The 16,887-nt window shown below is 32.7% G+C and carries 19 protein-coding genes; 9 read left to right on the forward strand and 10 right to left on the reverse strand.

Annotated elements, in window-relative coordinates:
- Positions 1 to 25 precede the first annotated feature (25 nt).
- The 3 genes from lepB to Q0822_RS10740 are packed head-to-tail and all read left to right on the forward strand — an operon-like array spanning position 26 to position 2,590.
- A complete protein-coding gene (gene lepB / locus Q0822_RS10730) occupies positions 26 to 1,642 on the forward strand; it encodes a signal peptidase I (protein ID WP_299123444.1) in 1,617 nt (538 codons plus the stop codon).
- A 23-nt stretch (positions 1,643 to 1,665) separates the two neighbouring features.
- The gene (locus tag Q0822_RS10735; protein WP_299123446.1) at positions 1,666 to 2,277 is read left to right on the forward strand and encodes a WbqC family protein; all 612 of its coding nucleotides are present in this window, start codon (positions 1,666 to 1,668) and stop codon (positions 2,275 to 2,277) included.
- Between the two features lie 4 nt (positions 2,278 to 2,281).
- Complete coding sequence (locus tag Q0822_RS10740; protein WP_299123447.1) at positions 2,282 to 2,590, forward strand: DUF6122 family protein; 309 nt, start codon at positions 2,282 to 2,284, stop codon at positions 2,588 to 2,590.
- Here the strand turns inward: Q0822_RS10740 and Q0822_RS10745 are convergent.
- The 7 genes from Q0822_RS10745 to Q0822_RS10775 all read right to left on the reverse strand — a co-directional run bounded on the left by Q0822_RS10745 (position 2,582) and on the right by Q0822_RS10775 (position 9,086).
- Positions 2,582 to 3,607 carry an endonuclease/exonuclease/phosphatase family protein gene (locus tag Q0822_RS10745; RefSeq protein ID WP_299123449.1) on the reverse strand — a complete coding sequence of 342 codons (1,026 nt, stop codon included), beginning with the start codon at positions 3,605 to 3,607 and terminating at the stop codon, positions 2,582 to 2,584. The genes Q0822_RS10740 and Q0822_RS10745 overlap by 9 nt on opposite strands.
- A 41-nt stretch (positions 3,608 to 3,648) precedes the next feature.
- The gene (locus Q0822_RS10750; protein WP_299123450.1) at positions 3,649 to 4,515 is read right to left on the reverse strand and encodes a rhomboid family intramembrane serine protease; all 867 of its coding nucleotides are present in this window, start codon (positions 4,513 to 4,515) and stop codon (positions 3,649 to 3,651) included.
- A gap of 2 nt (positions 4,516 to 4,517) precedes the next feature.
- The gene (locus Q0822_RS10755) at positions 4,518 to 5,270 is read right to left on the reverse strand and encodes a rhomboid family intramembrane serine protease (protein ID WP_299123452.1); all 753 of its coding nucleotides are present in this window, start codon (positions 5,268 to 5,270) and stop codon (positions 4,518 to 4,520) included.
- A 3-nt stretch (positions 5,271 to 5,273) separates the two neighbouring features.
- A complete protein-coding gene (mutL, locus tag Q0822_RS10760) occupies positions 5,274 to 7,133 on the reverse strand; it encodes a DNA mismatch repair endonuclease MutL (protein WP_299123453.1) in 1,860 nt (619 codons plus the stop codon).
- Positions 7,133 to 7,438: a hypothetical protein gene (locus tag Q0822_RS10765; RefSeq protein ID WP_299123455.1), complete on the reverse strand. Its 306-nt coding sequence runs from the start codon at positions 7,436 to 7,438 to the stop codon at positions 7,133 to 7,135. Before Q0822_RS10765 ends, mutL begins: the two co-directional genes overlap by 1 nt.
- Before the next feature lie 373 nt (positions 7,439 to 7,811).
- Positions 7,812 to 8,318: a 6,7-dimethyl-8-ribityllumazine synthase gene (ribH, locus tag Q0822_RS10770; RefSeq protein WP_299123456.1), complete on the reverse strand. Its 507-nt coding sequence runs from the start codon at positions 8,316 to 8,318 to the stop codon at positions 7,812 to 7,814.
- Positions 8,319 to 8,321: 3 nt separating this feature from the next.
- On the reverse strand, positions 8,322 to 9,086 hold the full coding sequence (locus tag Q0822_RS10775) for a tetratricopeptide repeat protein (protein ID WP_299123458.1): 765 nt from the start codon (positions 9,084 to 9,086) through the stop codon (positions 8,322 to 8,324).
- A 139-nt stretch (positions 9,087 to 9,225) separates the two neighbouring features.
- Between Q0822_RS10775 and recF the strand changes: the two genes are divergently transcribed.
- The 6 genes from recF (at position 9,226) to Q0822_RS10805 (ending at position 14,451) form a co-directional block, all read left to right on the forward strand.
- Positions 9,226 to 10,305: a DNA replication and repair protein RecF gene (gene recF / locus Q0822_RS10780; RefSeq protein ID WP_299123460.1), complete on the forward strand. Its 1,080-nt coding sequence runs from the start codon at positions 9,226 to 9,228 to the stop codon at positions 10,303 to 10,305.
- Positions 10,302 to 10,721: a lipocalin family protein gene (locus Q0822_RS10785; RefSeq protein WP_299123462.1), complete on the forward strand. Its 420-nt coding sequence runs from the start codon at positions 10,302 to 10,304 to the stop codon at positions 10,719 to 10,721. Before recF ends, Q0822_RS10785 begins: the two co-directional genes overlap by 4 nt.
- A gap of 32 nt (positions 10,722 to 10,753) precedes the next feature.
- On the forward strand, positions 10,754 to 11,050 hold the full coding sequence (locus tag Q0822_RS10790; protein ID WP_299123464.1) for a DUF721 domain-containing protein: 297 nt from the start codon (positions 10,754 to 10,756) through the stop codon (positions 11,048 to 11,050).
- 112 nt (positions 11,051 to 11,162) lie between these two features.
- Complete coding sequence (locus Q0822_RS10795) at positions 11,163 to 11,645, forward strand: CIA30 family protein (RefSeq protein ID WP_299123466.1); 483 nt, start codon at positions 11,163 to 11,165, stop codon at positions 11,643 to 11,645.
- A 38-nt stretch (positions 11,646 to 11,683) separates the two neighbouring features.
- On the forward strand, positions 11,684 to 14,095 hold the full coding sequence (locus tag Q0822_RS10800) for a penicillin acylase family protein (protein ID WP_299123468.1): 2,412 nt from the start codon (positions 11,684 to 11,686) through the stop codon (positions 14,093 to 14,095).
- Positions 14,095 to 14,451 carry a hypothetical protein gene (locus tag Q0822_RS10805; RefSeq protein WP_299123471.1) on the forward strand — a complete coding sequence of 119 codons (357 nt, stop codon included), beginning with the start codon at positions 14,095 to 14,097 and terminating at the stop codon, positions 14,449 to 14,451. Before Q0822_RS10800 ends, Q0822_RS10805 begins: the two co-directional genes overlap by 1 nt.
- Position 14,452: 1 nt before the next feature.
- Here the strand turns inward: Q0822_RS10805 and Q0822_RS10810 are convergent, their stop codons facing one another.
- The 3 genes from Q0822_RS10810 to Q0822_RS10820 all read right to left on the reverse strand — a co-directional run bounded on the left by Q0822_RS10810 (position 14,453) and on the right by Q0822_RS10820 (position 16,687).
- On the reverse strand, positions 14,453 to 14,890 hold the full coding sequence (locus Q0822_RS10810; RefSeq protein WP_299123472.1) for a hypothetical protein: 438 nt from the start codon (positions 14,888 to 14,890) through the stop codon (positions 14,453 to 14,455).
- Between the two features lie 65 nt (positions 14,891 to 14,955).
- Positions 14,956 to 15,657, reverse strand: coding sequence for a tetratricopeptide repeat protein (locus Q0822_RS10815; protein WP_299123474.1), 702 nt, complete (start codon positions 15,655 to 15,657; stop codon positions 14,956 to 14,958).
- A 94-nt stretch (positions 15,658 to 15,751) separates the two neighbouring features.
- Positions 15,752 to 16,687 carry a peptidylprolyl isomerase gene (locus tag Q0822_RS10820; RefSeq protein WP_299123476.1) on the reverse strand — a complete coding sequence of 312 codons (936 nt, stop codon included), beginning with the start codon at positions 16,685 to 16,687 and terminating at the stop codon, positions 15,752 to 15,754.
- Between the last annotated feature and the right edge of the window lie 200 nt (positions 16,688 to 16,887).

The following is a 16,887-nucleotide window of genomic DNA, read 5'->3' on the forward strand; positions in this document are numbered from 1 at the left end:
CCTACATTAGACAAAATATAAAGTTATGAACTGGACACAGTGGTTTATCTTTTTACTCATTTTACAGGTTATTCATGGTCTAGGAACATGGAAACTGTACGTTAAAGCTGGCAGAAAAGCTTGGGAAGCTTTTGTTCCTGTTTATAATGCTGTAGTATTAATGAAGATTATATCTCGTCCTTGGTGGTGGGTTATTTTAATGTTTCTTCCAATTGTAAACCTTATTATGATTCCTGCTGCTTGGGTAGAAACCGCAAGAGCTTTTGGTAAGGACTCCAAAATCGATGCACTTTTATGTATTATAACTCTAGGTTTTTACCTTTATTATTTGAATTATATCGCTGAAGTAAACTACGTTGAAAACAGAAAGTTAAAACCAAAAACATCTTCTGGCGAATGGATTACCTCTATATTATTCGCAATTGTTGCCGCAACAATTGTGCATACTTATTTCTTTCAACCGTTTGTAATTCCATCATCATCATTAGAAAAATCATTATTGGTAGGTGATTTTCTTATTGTGAGTAAATTACATTATGGTCCAAGAGCACCAATGACAACTGTTGGAGCACCAATGGTACATGATACTATTCCTGTTTTAAAAACAAAGTCATATTTATATAATGACAACTTTGAGGAGCGAAATACATCTTGGATAAACAAATTACAACTACCATACTTTAGGCTGCCAGGTTTTGAAAATATTGAACGTAATGATATCATAGTATTCAATCAACCAGCTGACACTTTGCTTAATATGAACGATTTTAATCCAGATCGTAACTATTATAAGCCAATTGACAAAAAAACAAATCTAGTGAAGCGTTGTGTTGGTATAGCTGGTGACACGTTAGAGATAAGAAATGGTTATGTATTTATTAATGGAGTACAAAATAAATTACCACCAAGATCACATTTACAGTTTTCGTACCTCTTAACGCTAAAGAAACCAATTAGCACCGCTGGCGATGAACGGACTTTCTATAATATGCTTGACAAAGCTGATATTGATGATGGATTTAGATTCAACCCACAAGATGGAACATTTTATATAGCCGCAGCTTCAACAGAAGCAGTTAATAAATTAAGAGTTCAACCAAATGTAGCAAGTGTTGTCCGAATACAAAGAAATACCAATGAGGGTGATGAACTTTTCCCTAGAAATGGTAATAATAGTTGGAATATAGACAACTTCGGTCCAATATGGATACCTAAAGCTGGCTCTACTATAAACTTGGATATTGACAACATTTCACTTTACAAACGTGCTATTGGTGAATATGAAGGAAATAATGTGGTTACAAGAGACAATCAAATATTTATTAATGATCAACTAGCTACATCTTATACTTTTAAACAAGATTATTATTGGGCCATGGGTGACAACAGACACAATTCTATTGATAGCAGGTATTGGGGGTTTGTACCATATAATCACGTCTTTGGTAAACCTGTATTTATCTGGATGAGTATCGATGGCATTAACGATGGTGTAAAAAATTGGAGCTTTCGTTGGGATAGAATCTTTACAACTGTTAGTGGTAGCGGTAAACGCACATCTTACTTAATACCATTTATTGTACTAGTACTAGGAATCACTTTCTTTAATAAATGGAGAAAGAAAAAGAAGGCTAAAGCTTAAGAGCATTCTTAAATAAAGACATTATGAATTGTCTTATTCATCCAACCTATTTCCCTAATCTGGCGCATTTTGCCGTTATGGTGAACGCTGACGCTGTATATTTTGAAGTTTGTGACAATTACCAAAAACAAACACTTAGAAATCGAACCGAGATCTACGGTGCTAATGGCAAGTTGGCATTAACAGTACCTGTAAGCTATTCACAAAAAAAAAGGCAGCTTTATAAAGATGTAAAAATTGCATATGAAGACAATTGGCAACTACTACATCTAAAATCCTTGCAATCCGCATATAGTATGTCACCTTTTTTCGAATTCTATATAGATGATTTAATGCCTTTATTTGATAAGCAGTATAATTATATACTAGATTTAAATTTGAAATGTTTTGAAGTCTTAAGTAATAGCCTTCAGTTAAGCATTAATACTTTAGAAACATTGATTTTTGAAAAAGAACCTAAAAATAAAACTGACTTTAGAAAAGTAGTAAACCGAAATTATGAAGTAGATTTTCTTAAATCATACACTCAAGTTTTCACTGAGAAGCATGGTTTTATTTCTAATCTCAGTATTTTAGATTTATTGTTTAATGAAGGCCCGAATACAGAGTTATATTTAAAAAATCAGAATCCTTAATTGTATGCTTCAATCTATAGTTCATTATAGCATACACTTCGGTTTACCTTTAGTTGTTGCTCTTATCTTTTTTAAAGACTATTGGTTAAAGGCTTACGGATTAATGATTTTGGGTATGCTGATAGATTTAGATCATTTATTAGCCAACCCAATTTTTAATCCAAATCGTTGTAGCATTAATTTTCATCCACTCCATTCATATTATGCTATGGTAGTATATATACTATTATTACTTCCTAAAAAGACCAGACTTTTAGGTTTGGGCTTGGTTATCCACATTATCGCTGATATAGCAGACTGCAGTTTAATGTAATTTTAGAGTGGCTTTTATGGGATAGTGATCTGATAATCTTTCTTCAAATGTCTTAAAACCATTCACTGTAAAATCTTTATCAGCTAAAATAAAATCAATACGTAAAGGAAAGAATTTAAAATCATAAGTTTTACCGAAGCCATTGCCAGCTTCTTCGAAAGCATCAACTAAATCTTCACCTTTAATCTTCTTGTAGATGTAAGAGTAAGCAGTATTATTAAAATCCCCAGTAACAATTGTTTTGTAGTGAGATTTTGATTTGTGCTCTAAAAACAATTCTACCTGATCTTGCTGTCTTTTAAATGTAGAACCCACTTGTTTAAATAAATCACCTGAAGTTTCTTTCTTAAGCTTTTCGACATCAGTTTCTATGCCTGAAGATTGTAAATGCAACGTATATAATCTTATTGTATCTTTTTGTCTTACAATGTCTACAAAAATTCCATTGTTGTAAGTATTAGGAAATTCTAATGATCCCGAATTTACTATAGGGAACTTTGAATATATAGCTTGACCCCATTTTACTGTACGATCTACTGGTAATGCATTATAATTATAGTAACCATCTAAAACAATTGGATCACCTGTACGATACTCTTGTAAACACAATAAATCTGGCTGCTCGCTCTCAATTAGATTAATAATTTCTTCCTTAACCGTTTTACTTGGTAGCCACTCAAATTTATTAAACAGTCTTACATTAAAAGACATCACAGATATATTATCAGCATGTTCAATATTTTTAGATGAAGAAAACTTATACATAGAACTGATATAATTCCAACCCAAAAGCAATACAACTAAAGATAAAGTCAATTGTTTTTTCACTCTGAGCAACCAATAAACAAAGAAAATTAAATTAAGAATAATGAGAAGTGGTACACCTAAACTTAAAACAGATAAGGTAGCAAAACTCTTTGGAGGAATATAAGGCAATATATATGAAATAAGCAGTAGGAATGCCACCAATGAATTGATGACAAACACAATCTTACTACCGAATTTTAAATTCTTCATATGTGTTTTTTAATACTTCTGAACATGAACAGAAATTCTAATTACTCACCTGCCTTAAAAAGAAACTCTTTCTCCTCAGCTGAGAGACTCTCATAACCACTTTTACTAATTTTATCGAGGATTAAATCTATCTTTTTTTGTTTATTAAGCTTATCAAATTCGTCTTTCGATTTACCAGCGTATTTACCTTTTCCTTTTTTGCGATGTACTGTTTTTAAAGTTGACTTTGGCTGAAACCAGCTTACAACTGTATCCATAATGCGCTCAAATCCTGATCCAATATCTTTACCCTCTCTAAGCCTAATTGCGTAGAAATAGCCTAATAAGGCACCTCCTAAATGGACTACATTCCCACCTTGATTCCAGGTAAATAAGCCTAGTACATCCATAGCGACTAATACGATAGCTATGTACTTTAGCTTCACATTAAACATAAAAATGCGCACTTCAGTTTCTGCCATATATACACCCAGAAAAATCAGCAATGCTCTAATTCCTGCAGATGCACCAACAACACTCGAAGTGGTAATTAAGAATTTACTAGGTACAACATTGTAAACAAATAAGTAAGCTAAACCACCAACTATGATACCTAAGAAATAAATATTGAGTGCCATTTTAGGACGAAACAGATTCAACAACATTCTTGATATATAATATAAAACTAGAAGATTAAAAAGGATATGAAAAAAACCATAATGTGCAAATCCATAGGTTAAAAGTGTCCAAGGCTTTGATAAAAAACTATAGAAATCTGAAGGTAAACTCAAATAAGACAATCCATTACCAGTTCTACCAAAAACATTAATTAGCTTACCTATGATAAAAATAACAATGTTGATGACAATAATTTTTTCAAAAACATTGAACCTATTGAACTTATATTTTAAATCTTGAAAGTTACTCATTGTTAATTCCAGCGGTATTTATCCTTTTCGTTCTTTTTCCAAAAATACATCAGTAAAAATCCTGTGAGCGCTCCACCAACGTGAGCCATATAAGCTGTATTACTTGGACTAAATATAGATTGCCCTGTTAAACCTGAAAATAAATCTAAAGCAATAATCGCTGGTATAAAATATTTTGCCTTTATTGGTATTGGCAAGAAGATTAGCATCAATTTAGATTCTGGGAATAACATTCCAAATGCTACTAGAACACCCATTATTGCACCAGAAGCTCCGACCATCGTAGAATTAAAAGCCCCTAGAAAACTATCAAGATTGTTACCTAGAATAGATTGCCAAGCAGTATTATATTTACCTTCATTTAGAATACTTACTATCTCTGTTTGAGAAATACCAGATTCCATTAAAGTTGTTAAACCAGAATTATATTGAAAATACAAAAATGCAACTTGAATAATTGCTGCACCAAATCCTGAAAGCAAATAAAACGCTAAGAATTTTTTCCAACCAAAAATTTGTTCTACAGCTGTACCGAACATCCATAAGGCAAACATATTGAATAAAATATGTGTTACTCCACCATGCATAAACATGTGTGTTAACACTTGCCAAGGTTGAAACATTAAATTTTTGGGGAAATATAATGCAAACCATTCATAAAAACTTTCACCATTTCCAATAGCCATAGTGCCTATAAACATCAGAACGTTTATAATCAATAAATGCTTTACCGCATCCGTAATTCCTTGTCTCATATTCTACATAAATTTTTTCTCAATGTCATCAACTTTCATCGTAACAAACGTTGGTCTATTGGTTGGTGACACATTGGGTTCCTTACAAGCAAATAAACTATTTACCATATGTTCTTGTTCTGTACTATTTAATGACTGCCCATTTTTAATAGCTAAACTCTTTGCCATAGATTTTGCTAACAAATCTGTGGCACTAAAATTAGCATCTGGCACATCGTTTTCTACATCGCTAATAAGCTGTTCTAAAATAATTGAGACTTCACTTTCTGGAACTCCAACAGGTACACCAGTTATTGTAATTTCGTTTTCACTTAATTCTGAAAACACAAAGCCTGTGTGCTCTAAATCTGATTTTAAATCTCCTATAATTTTAGTTTCATTTGGTGTAAAATGTAATTGCAATGGAAATAATAATTGTTGGCTAGTCGCTTCTTTTATCGTGATATGCTTTAAAAAATTTTCGTACAATATTCGCTGATGCGCTCTATTCTGGTCGATAATAAGCATTCCAGATTTTAATGTACTCACAATATATTTTTGTTGTAATTGAAATGTTGTTTTTGAACTTTCAATGGAAGAATCCTTAAAAATAGGCTCGTTTTTAGAGTCACTTTCAAATGTTACTTGGCTAAAATCCTTCTGAGAATTATTGCCTTTAGATTCTAAACCAACGTATAAACTTTCCCATGATGCCGTAGAAGCAGGTTTAAAACGCGTTCGTTGTACCATAGTTTGTTTTCCTTCAATTTTATCTTCAGAAAACGGATTAAAATGGCTATCTACTTCAATTGCTGGCGTAGAAGCAGTTTTATCTTTATAATTATATGGAGTGTTGAAACTGCTCTGATGTTCAAAATCTAAGACAGGAGCAATATTAAATTGTCCTAGACTATGCTTAACAGCTGAACGTAAAATAGCATATAAAGTATGCTCATCATCAAACTTAATTTCAGTTTTCGTAGGATGAATATTAATATCTATTGTTTTAGGATCTACAGTAAGATTTAGAAAATAACTTGGATGATAACCATCTTTTAGTAAGCCTTCAAAAGCAGCATTAATAGCATGATTTAAATAAGGACTTTTAATAAAACGTTGGTTTACAAAAAAGAATTGTTCTGACTTTGTCTTTTTTGAAAATTCTGGCTTACCAACAAATCCTGAAATCTTTAGCACTTCTGTTTCCTCTTCAACTGGCACTAGCTTTTCATTGGTCTTTGTGCCAAATATATGTACAACACGCTGTCTGTAATTTTCATTTGGCACATTAAATAAATCACTACCATTATGATAAAAAGCAAAAGCAATATTAGGATGCGCCAATGCCACGCGATGAAATTCGTCAGTAATATGACGTAATTCTACAGTATCTGACTTTAAAAAATTTCGTCTTGCAGGAATATTAAAAAATAAGTTCTTTACAGCTACAGAAGTTCCTGTTGGAGTAACTGAAACTTCTTGAGATTTTACTGCACTACCCTCAATCTCAATAGCAGTGCCCAACTCATCTTCTGCTCGCTTTGTTTTTAATTCTACATGAGCGATAGCAGCAATACTAGCCAAAGCTTCACCTCTAAATCCTTTGGTATTTAATTGAAATAAGTCTTCTGCTGATTTTATTTTTGAAGTGGCATGACGCTCAAAACTAAGTCTTGCGTCAGTAATACTCATACCTTTACCGTTATCAATAACCTGTACTAGAGTTTTACCCGCATTTTTAATAATGAGTTTTATTTCGGTAGCATCTGCATCAATAGCATTTTCTAATAATTCTTTAACTACAGAAGCTGGTCGTTGCACTACCTCACCTGCTGCAATTTGGTTAGCAACATGATCTGGTAAAAGTTGAATAATATCTGTCATTAGCTATTTAGAGAGAAAATAGATAGGTCGAAATCTATAATGTAGAGAAAAATTAAAACAAAGATGGCAATTAAAACTAATATCGTTCTATTGAACCCACTATTGCTTCTATTTCTTGAATTGATTCTAGTTTCGTGCCATTGACCAGAAAAATCATTTTTATTATAAGTGTCTGCATAGGCATCAAATTTCGAATTATAATTTGATGCTTTTGTATCTTCTTTACCTTTATAATATCTTGGAGTATAGTTAAACCTTTTGTTTTTAGGTAATCTTTTGATTAATGTGAATTTTATTGGACCCATAATTCTATTATTTAATATATCCGTTAAGGATATAAATTAAAACAAAAAGCGATACTAAAATTATAATTAAAACGGGTAACGACGTAAATATATTTCCTCTACGTTTGGTGTTACTTCTAATCTCATCCCATTTCGCTTCCAAGCCGTCTTTCGACTTTTGTTCTTTAGAATCCTGAAAACGAGACTTATAACTAAAACGTTTATTTTTTCTTTGATTAAACAAGTTGACTTATAAATTTCGCTTGATATATCTCAAAAGTACTGAAAATACTAGAAAATATTACTTAAGGATTCCTTAAAATTATTAACAAAAAGGATGCCATAATAAACTTAGGAGAGCAAAAGGAGGATGCGTGAAGTATGAAGAAGCCAACTATTTTGTTTGCTTTCTCAAATCTGCCATTTTTATAGCAGCAATTGCGGCTTCAGTACCTTTATTACCATGTTTTCCACCAGAACGGTCAATGGATTGCTGCATATTATTATCCGTAAGCACACAGAAAATAATAGGAATATCACCTTTAAGATTTAGGTCTTTAATACCTTGAGTGACACCTTCGCAAACAAAATCGAAATGTTTAGTTTCCCCTTGGATAACACAACCAATCACAATAATAGCATCTAACATACCAGAATCTGCATAAATACTTTTGCTCATTCTGGCAGCTCCGTATGTGAGCTCAAAAGTACCTGGCACATTCCAACGTACTATGTTTTGTTTAATTGCACCGCAATCTATAAGGGCATCAAAAGCACCTTGCCACAAACCTTCTGTAATTTTATCGTTCCATTCTGAAACAACAATCCCAAACCGAAAGTCTTTCGCGTTTGGGATTGTTGCTTTATCGTAATTCGATAAATTATGATTTGCCGTAGCCATAGTCTATAAGCTTGCTTCTACTTGTCCGATTAAAACATCCGTCTGACTTGCTTCAGTCGATGCTGAGAATTCAGATTTAATTCTTTTTAAATATTCTAGAGCTTTATCATTCTGTCCTAAATCAATCGCAACACGTGCAGCTTTCAATAAGTACATTGGAGTTGTAAACTCATTAACGTTGGCTTTAAATGCTTTTTCGTAATACTCTAAACCTTTATCTAATTGTTCTAATTGCACAAATGCATCACCTATGCCACCTTTAGCTATTGGGCCTAACATTTTATCGTCACTAGAAAAATCATCTAAGTACGCAATAGCATTTTCATAATCTTTCAAATTTAAATATGAAATACCTGCATAGTAATTTGCAAGATTAGCAGCAGGAGAACCACTATATTCTCTGGCAATATCTACCATACCATACTTACCTTCTCCTCCATCTATAGCCATTCGGTAAAGTGAATCTGATGAAATACCACTAACAGCATCATCAAAATATTTTTTAGCTGTGTACATTTCGTTCATAGCTTCTTTTTGCTGAGGCTCAGCAATAAACTTATTATATCCTAAATAAGCTAAAACTACTAAAGCAACAGCTCCAACTACACCAAAAATGTATTTCTGGTTTTTAACGACCCATTCTTCAGTTTTAGAGGCTCCTTCATCTAAAGTATTAAATACCTCAGCAGTAGTTGAGTTTTCTTCAACTATTTCTTCCTTCTCCTTTTTCGTTTTTGGTTTGTAGCCTCTTTTCTTATACGTTGCCATAAATTGTCATTTTGTGCGTGCGCAAAAATAAAATTTTTATTGGGATTTAAAAGCCTATTTATTTGTTATTTTTGAATAATTTTTGACCCCTTAAAATGCTTTACCACATCACTAAAATAAGGTAAACCATTAAAATTTTATGAATCTAAACACACTATCTTTAGTTAATTATAAAAATTTTGAAAGTCAGGTTTTCGATTTCGACGCCAAAATCAACTGTTTTGTTGGTGCAAACGGTATCGGAAAAACCAATGCCTTAGATGCTATTTATCATTTAGCTTTTGGTAAAAGTTACTTTAATCCTATTGCGCTGCAAAACATCAACCATAATGCAGAATTTTTTGTTGTTGACGGCAATTTTTCTAAAAATGAGCGTACTGAAAAAATTATAGTCTCATTAAAAAGAGGTCAGAAAAAAATCATAAAGCGTAACGGCAAAGCTTATGAAAAATTTAGTGAGCATATTGGGTTTATTCCATTAGTTATTATTTCGCCAGCAGATCGCGATTTAATTATTGAAGGTAGTGACACACGTAGAAAATTTATTGATAGCGTAATCTCGCAAAGTGATAAAACCTATTTATCAGAACTAATTAACTACAACAAAGCTTTAGCACAACGTAATGCTCTTTTAAAGTATTTTGCATTGAACAATACATTCAACGCAGATACACTCGCGATTTACAATGAACAACTGCATAATTATGGCACAGAAATATTTAAAAAAAGAGATGCTTTTTTAAAGACTTTTATTCCAATTTTCAAAGAACGATACGAAGCCATAAGCCAAAGCAAAGAAGTTATAGATTTAAAATACAAAAGCGATTTATTCGATGGCGAATTGAAAGATTTATTGGATAAAAATGTGAATAAAGATAAGGCATTACAGTATTCTAGCGTTGGTGCACATAAAGATGATTTGGTATTTTTAATTGATGGGTTTCCTATTAAAAAATTTGGAAGTCAAGGACAGCAAAAGTCGTTTTTAATTGCTCTGAAATTGGCGCAATTCGATTTTATAAAACAACAAAGTGGTGTCTCTCCTATTTTACTTCTAGACGATATTTTTGATAAACTAGATGAAAACAGAGTGGCACAGATCATTAGTCTGGTAGATGATGATCATTTTGGACAAATTTTTATTAGTGATACACATGCAGAACGTACTGAAGATGTTATAAAACAAATTCATCAATCGTATAAAATTTTCAAATTATGAAAAACTGCCTTTGGTTATTGTGTCTTTTAATATTGAGTTGTTCGGAAAATCCTGAAACCTATATTCAGCATTTAGAAGGCTATTGGGAAATTACAGAAGTGACTATGCCAGATGGTAAAAAAAAGGAATATCGATTCAACGAAACTATAGATTATATAAGTATTAATGATAGTTTACAAGGCTTTAGAAAAAAACTAAAACCAGGTATTAATGATACCTACTTTACCTCAGACGATGCTGAAACTTTAGAAGTAAAAATTGAAAATGATAGTTTAAACATCTACTATTCTACTCCATACGCTAATTGGAAAGAGACGGTTTTAGAAGCAACACCTGAAAACTTGAAAGTGATAAACGGAAATAAAACCGTATATTTATATAAACGTTATACACCTATCAACTTAGATTTAGAATAATAAAAAAGATCACCTCTTTAGCAGCAATAATAATGGCAAAACGCAACAATGACAATCAACCCATTGAAGACATTCTAAAGGAGTTTGTAAAAACTAACAATTTACAATCTGGTTTAGATAAGGTGAATGTACGCGAAGCTTGGACAAACCTTATGGGAAATGGTGTTAATAATTACACCACGGCCATTGAGCTAAAGCACGAAATACTCTATGTACAATTAAGCAGTAGTGTACTACGAGAAGAATTGAGCTACGGTAACGAAAAAATTGTAAAAATGCTCAATGAGGCTATTGGCAAAGATGTTGTAAAGAAATTAGTACTTCGCTAAACATCTTATTTATTAATATTTTCTAAAAACACTTTCGCTTATTTTGAGTCTGTTGTATCTTTATAACATGACAGTTTCTAAAACCATTTTTCTAATTTTTATCATTCAAAACATGACGATTTTTAACTTTTCCTCAAATAGTGATATTTCTAATTGGAAAATACTAGATGATGTTGTAATGGGAGGTCGTTCAGATGGTGATTTTAAAATCAATTCTGACGGATATGGAGAATTTACCGGTAAGGTTTCTTTAGAAAATAATGGCGGGTTTTCGTCTTTACGTTACTACTTTGAGTCCTTAAAAACTGATAATTATTCAAAATTTGTAATAAAAATTAAAGGTGATGGCAAGTCTTATCAATTTAGAGTAAAGGATAAGCGAAATAATCGTCATTCATACATCTACAAATTTGATACCACAGAAGACTGGCAAATAGTTGAAATTCCATTTTCAGAAATGTATGCTTCATTTAGAGGTTATGAATTAGACATTCCAAATTTTAAGGGAGATCAAATGGAAGAAATCGCTTTCTTAATAGGAAACAAAAAAGCTGAAAGTTTTCAACTTCTTATTGATTACATTTCATTAGAATAATATTTGGTATTTTTAGGATTTGTTTCTAATTCCACTTCATGAAATATTTTAAACTTATCCTATCACTTGTATTAACTATAGGTATATTTTTCGCGCTCAACACCAAATTCGGATCCATTCCACCTATAGGAAAATTTTTAAATCCTTACACAGGAGTTTGGCAAAATGAAACTGATGAATCTATATCTGGAGAAGTTTCCATTCCTGAATTGACAGATAAAGTGACAGTGCATTATGATGCACAACTAATCCCACATGTTTTTGCACAGAACGAACTCGATTTATACCGAGCGCAAGGCTATTTAACGGCAAAGCATAGATTATGGCAAATGGAATTTCAGACCTATGCTGCAGCAGGTCGTTTATCCGAAATCATTGGTGAAGGAGCATTAAATTATGACAGACAAGAACGTAGGCGTGGTATGAATTATGGTGCTGAACAAGCACTTTTAAAAATGAAAGAAGATAAACAGACAACTGCATTTGTTGAAGCTTATGCTCAAGGAGTTAATAGTTATATCAATCAGTTAGATCCACAAGATTATCCTGTTGAATATAAATTACTAGATTATAAACCAGAAGCCTGGACCCCTAAAAAAACTGCTTTACTTTTAATGTACATGACAAAAATGCTGGCTGGTGGAGATGAGGATATGGAAAATACAAATGCGTTACGTCTTTTTGGTAAAGAGCGTTTTGATTTATTATTTCCAGATTTCTTTGATATTACAGAACCTATAATACCTAAAGAAACAGATTGGAGTTATATCGATGTTCCACAAACACCAGCACCAAATAGCCAACCTGTTTTAGATTCAATTGCAGAAACTATTGATAAACCAGATCCAAATTACGGAAGCAATAACTGGGCTGTTTCGCCACAAAAATCATCCACTGGAAATGCTATTTTGGCTAATGATCCGCATTTAGGCCTCAATTTACCTTCTATCTGGTTTGTTATGCAATTAAGTACTCCAATTCATAATGCCTTTGGTGCAACACTTCCTGGTGCATTAGGAGTTATTTCTGGTTTTAATCAACATATTGCTTGGGGAGAAACTAATGCCACAAGAGATGTTATTGATTGGTATAAGATTGAATTTAATGATAATGGGACAAAATACAAATATGATGGTAGCTGGCAAGATGTTACTTACAGAGTGGAAACTATTGAAATAAAAGGCAAAGAAGCATATACTGACTCTATTCGATTTACGCATCATGGTCCTGTAGTTTTTGATAAAAATTTTAAGTCAGACAATCAGAAAACGGGCTATGCAATGAAATGGATTGGACACATTGGAGGCAACAATCAAAAAACATTTTTAGATCTTAATAAAGGTGAAAACTATGTTGATTATGTAAAAGCTATAAGTAATTACACCGCTCCAGCTCAGAATTTTGTTTTTGCATCTACAGATGGAGATATTGCCCTTTGGGTGCAGGGAAAATTACCTAACAAATGGGAAGGTCAGGGAAAATTTATTATGGATGGTAGTAAATCTGAAAACGACTGGCAAAGTTTTATTCCACAAAAATTTAATGCACATACAAAAAATCCTGAACGTGGTTTTGTAAGTTCTGCAAATCAGCATCCTGTAGATGAAGCCTATCCCTATTTTGTATTTAATGATGGTTATGAAACCTATCGTAATCGCGTCATTAATAAGTTTTTTAATTCTAAGGACAAATTTGGTGTTAAGGATTTTAAAGATTTACATAATAACACCCATAACCTTAAAGCTTCAGAACTAATGCCATATATGTTAGAGACTATGGATGTTTCTAACTTATCAACAGAAGAGAAAGAAATATATGATATCGCTAAGGCATGGCAATATAACAACGATATGGATGAGATTGGTCCAAGTATTTGGAGTGCTTGGTATGGTATTTTATATGATATGGTTTGGGATGAGTTTGATACCAAAGATACAGCACTAGATGCACCATATACATACCAAACTATTCACCTTCTAAAGACCAAAGGTGATGATGCTTTTATGGACATATTAGACACACCTGAAAAAGAAACGGCCAAAGATTTGTTTAAATTGAGCTTTAGCAAAGCTGTGCTTAAACTTAGTGATTGGCGTACTAAAAACGGAGACCTAAAATGGGTAAACTACAAAGGCACCTTTGCTGGTCACTTATTACAAGCTTTACCCGCATTTTCAAGGTTCGATATTCCTATAGGAGGTGGAAAAAATATTGTAAATGCTACATCCAAGAATTGGGGACCTTCTTGGCGTATGATAGTAGAAATGACCTCACCACCAACAGCTCTAGGTATTTATCCTGGTGGACAATCTGGCAATCCCGGTAGTAAATATTACGATAATTTTATAGATGATTGGGCAGCTGGTAAATATCACGACCTTAACTTTTTGCAAAATGATACAGCAACAGACGTTATCATTAGCACACAAACTTTAACACCAAAAAACTAATGAGTAAAAATTTAGTCAACCTAATAGTCACAATTATATTAGCATATTTACTTTCTTTTTTTATGCCTTGGTGGTCGGTAATGACAGCTGCTTTTGCTGTAGCTTTGTTTGTTCCACTAAAAAAAGCTGCAGTTTTCTTTGTGCCGTTTTTAGCCATCCTATTATTTTGGTTTGTCTATACTTATGTGATGAGTAGTAATAACGACTTTACACTCGCTAAACGTGTTGCTATTCTCTTACCTTTAAATGGCAATCCGTATATGTTAATGCTGGTCAGTGGTATTGTAGGTGGTTTGGCTGCTGGTATTGCAGCAATTTTTGGTAAGCAATTGAGTTTGCTTTTAAAAGCTAAGTAAACTAGTCATTATTATTCTCAACCTCAACTAACTCAAAGCTTTTAGCCCAATCTACTGCAGAATCTATGCTATTAAAACGTCTAATTTTCTTTTTAAAGAACAAGTTTTCAATAACAGTATTTACAAAGCTAACACTAGAATATCCAACGATACCATAACCCTTTAAATCGAAACTATTCCTGAAGAATTTAAGCCAATCTGTTGGTACAACAGAATATGAGTTTATTCTATGGGATATATACACTAAATCGTTTCCATCGCATTTGGTAAAGTCGGTAACATCTTTTACTATTGGTTGCGCATGGTATTCCCAAGAAAAACTAACACCTTCATTTATTTCAGAAACAACAAAGCCATCAAAAATAAAGACATTACCAAATTTGTAGTTCATTTCCTTAAGAACTTCGGTATATAGGTTGGTTTGTTTTATACTTTGCATTGTTCCAATTTAGGAATTTTCTTTCTAAAAAAGAAAACTAGTCTAGAAAACTTATAATCTTTTAACTATTGTACTTTAGATTTATAAGCATCAACATACGCTTTTGCACGTTTATTTGCAGAATAAATCTCAAGTGTTTTCTCATAGTTTTGATAAGCTTCTAAACTATCACCATTTAATAAATAAGCTTCAGCTAAACTATCATAAACATTAGCACTATTAGGATGCAATGCAGCGTTTAATTTTAAAACACCAAGTGCTTTTTTATATTCATGCTTTCTTATATGCTTGTAACCCATACTATTAAAATCCCACTCCCTTATAAATATGCTCGTTGAGTCTTGCTTCTTTATTTCTAAATAACCAGCAAGTGCTTTTTCGTAGTTACCTTCCCTTAAATGTAAACTAGGTGTTTTATAATCTTTTGGTGCTTTTAAATAATCATAGGTAATTTTACCATTATCATCCTCTGGAAGTACAGATAAATAACGCTCTTTAGTTTCTGGATGTTGAACAAACCAAAATTTCTTATACATGTCTGCTACAAAAAATTCATTTTCGGCTATGGCTACAGGTTCAATTTTCCCTCCTCTCCAATTTAGAAAGAGTTTATCATTCTCATAATAAACTTCAATTAAATCATCCTGATTGTAAAGATAACTCCCAGCCGTTTCTTTTTTAAATGCTTCAGAGTATTCAACATTATTAGAACAACTAAAAATCGTTAAAGATAATGTTAGTGCGAAAAGATATGTTTTTAGTTTCATTTTGATAAAGGATTGGTTCGGTTATGAGCAAAAAAAAGTCTCACTATAAGTGAGACGATTTTATTTAAAATTTGTTACTTATATTTTAAAAACCTTAGGAATTCACATCCATCAATTCCACATCGAATACTAATGTTGCATTAGGTGGAATTACACCTCCTGCGCCAGCGGCACCATATCCCAAATCACTAGGAATAACTAATCGTGCTTTATCGCCTACATTCAATAAACAAATACCTTCATCCCATCCTGGAATTACTTGACCTACTCCAACTTGAAAATCTAAAGGTGAATTTCTTTTGTAAGATGAATCGAAAACTGTTCCGTCAGCCAATTGACCTTTATAATGTACGGAAACTGTATTTCCTTTTTCAGCTTTTTTACCATTCCCTTTTTGAAGGATTTGGTAACGCAAACCTGTTTCGGTTTCTTCGAATCCAGCAGCTAATTTATCTAACTCTGCTCTTGCAGCTTCACGTTCTGCCGCGATGCGCTTTTCGCGAGAACCTTCAAAAGTTCTAAAAGCCTCAATAGCATTAAAGTTTTCGGCAGCACCTCCCTGTCTTATAATTTCTAAACTTTCAATAGTATCGCCTTGAGCAACAGCATCAACAACATCTTGTCCTTCAATTACATTACCAAAAACAGTATGTTTACCATCTAACCAATCTGTTGCAATATGTGTAATGTAAAACTGACTACCATTAGTACCAGGACCAGCATTTGCCATCGCTAATACACCAGGACCGTCATGTTTTAAATCTGGATGAAATTCATCATCAAACTTATAACCTGGATTACCAGTACCTGTACCTTGTGGGCAACCGCCTTGAATCATAAAATCTGGAATGACTCTATGGAATTGTAATCCATCATAATAAGGAGTTCCTTGTGGTTTCACAGAATTCTCTAAATTCCCTTCTGCTAATGCCACAAAATTACCTACTGTTCCTGGAGTTTTTTCAAACTCTAAATTCACTAATATCTCACCTTTCGATGTGTTGAACTTTGCGTATAAACCGTCTTGCATTGTTTTATCTTTTGTTTAAGGCTGCAAAGATAGTGAACTGAGTTGGAAGTTTGAAGTATGAAGTTTGAAGATTGACCCAATACCGAAGACTTGAAGTTTTTATACCGAATTTCAGAGAGAAGTCAAGAATTTTCATGGATATAAAAGTAAATAGTATTGAAAACTGAGACTTAAATAAAACCATTGGATTAGGATTTTAG

It is taken from the genome of uncultured Winogradskyella sp. (genome assembly GCF_947496485.1).
Taxonomy (GTDB): Bacteria; Bacteroidota; Bacteroidia; order Flavobacteriales; family Flavobacteriaceae; genus Winogradskyella.

Bases quoted from the DNA above. Each gene is read 5' to 3' on its own strand.
- Q0822_RS10755 (WP_299123452.1), bottom strand. From the start codon at position 5,270: ATGAGACAAGGAATTACGGATGCGGTAAAGCATTTATTGATTATAAAC.
- Q0822_RS10805 (WP_299123471.1), top strand. From the start codon at position 14,095: ATGAGTAAAAATTTAGTCAACCTAATAGTCACAATTATATTAGCATAT.
- Q0822_RS10740 (WP_299123447.1), top strand. From the start codon at position 2,282: ATGCTTCAATCTATAGTTCATTATAGCATACACTTCGGTTTACCTTTA.
- Q0822_RS10820 (WP_299123476.1), bottom strand. From the start codon at position 16,687: ATGCAAGACGGTTTATACGCAAAGTTCAACACATCGAAAGGTGAGATA.
- Q0822_RS10815 (WP_299123474.1), bottom strand. From the start codon at position 15,657: ATGAAACTAAAAACATATCTTTTCGCACTAACATTATCTTTAACGATT.
- Q0822_RS10775 (WP_299123458.1), bottom strand. From the start codon at position 9,086: ATGGCAACGTATAAGAAAAGAGGCTACAAACCAAAAACGAAAAAGGAG.
- Q0822_RS10750 (WP_299123450.1), bottom strand. From the start codon at position 4,515: ATGAGTAACTTTCAAGATTTAAAATATAAGTTCAATAGGTTCAATGTT.
- Q0822_RS10790 (WP_299123464.1), top strand. From the start codon at position 10,754: ATGGCAAAACGCAACAATGACAATCAACCCATTGAAGACATTCTAAAG.
- lepB (WP_299123444.1), top strand. From the start codon at position 26: ATGAACTGGACACAGTGGTTTATCTTTTTACTCATTTTACAGGTTATT.
- ribH (WP_299123456.1), bottom strand. From the start codon at position 8,318: ATGGCTACGGCAAATCATAATTTATCGAATTACGATAAAGCAACAATC.
- Q0822_RS10745 (WP_299123449.1), bottom strand. From the start codon at position 3,607: ATGAAGAATTTAAAATTCGGTAGTAAGATTGTGTTTGTCATCAATTCA.
- recF (WP_299123460.1), top strand. From the start codon at position 9,226: ATGAATCTAAACACACTATCTTTAGTTAATTATAAAAATTTTGAAAGT.
- Q0822_RS10795 (WP_299123466.1), top strand. From the start codon at position 11,163: ATGACGATTTTTAACTTTTCCTCAAATAGTGATATTTCTAATTGGAAA.
- Q0822_RS10765 (WP_299123455.1), bottom strand. From the start codon at position 7,438: ATGGGTCCAATAAAATTCACATTAATCAAAAGATTACCTAAAAACAAA.
- Q0822_RS10785 (WP_299123462.1), top strand. From the start codon at position 10,302: ATGAAAAACTGCCTTTGGTTATTGTGTCTTTTAATATTGAGTTGTTCG.
- mutL (WP_299123453.1), bottom strand. From the start codon at position 7,133: ATGACAGATATTATTCAACTTTTACCAGATCATGTTGCTAACCAAATT.
- Q0822_RS10800 (WP_299123468.1), top strand. From the start codon at position 11,684: ATGAAATATTTTAAACTTATCCTATCACTTGTATTAACTATAGGTATA.
- Q0822_RS10810 (WP_299123472.1), bottom strand. From the start codon at position 14,890: ATGCAAAGTATAAAACAAACCAACCTATATACCGAAGTTCTTAAGGAA.
- Q0822_RS10735 (WP_299123446.1), top strand. From the start codon at position 1,666: ATGAATTGTCTTATTCATCCAACCTATTTCCCTAATCTGGCGCATTTT.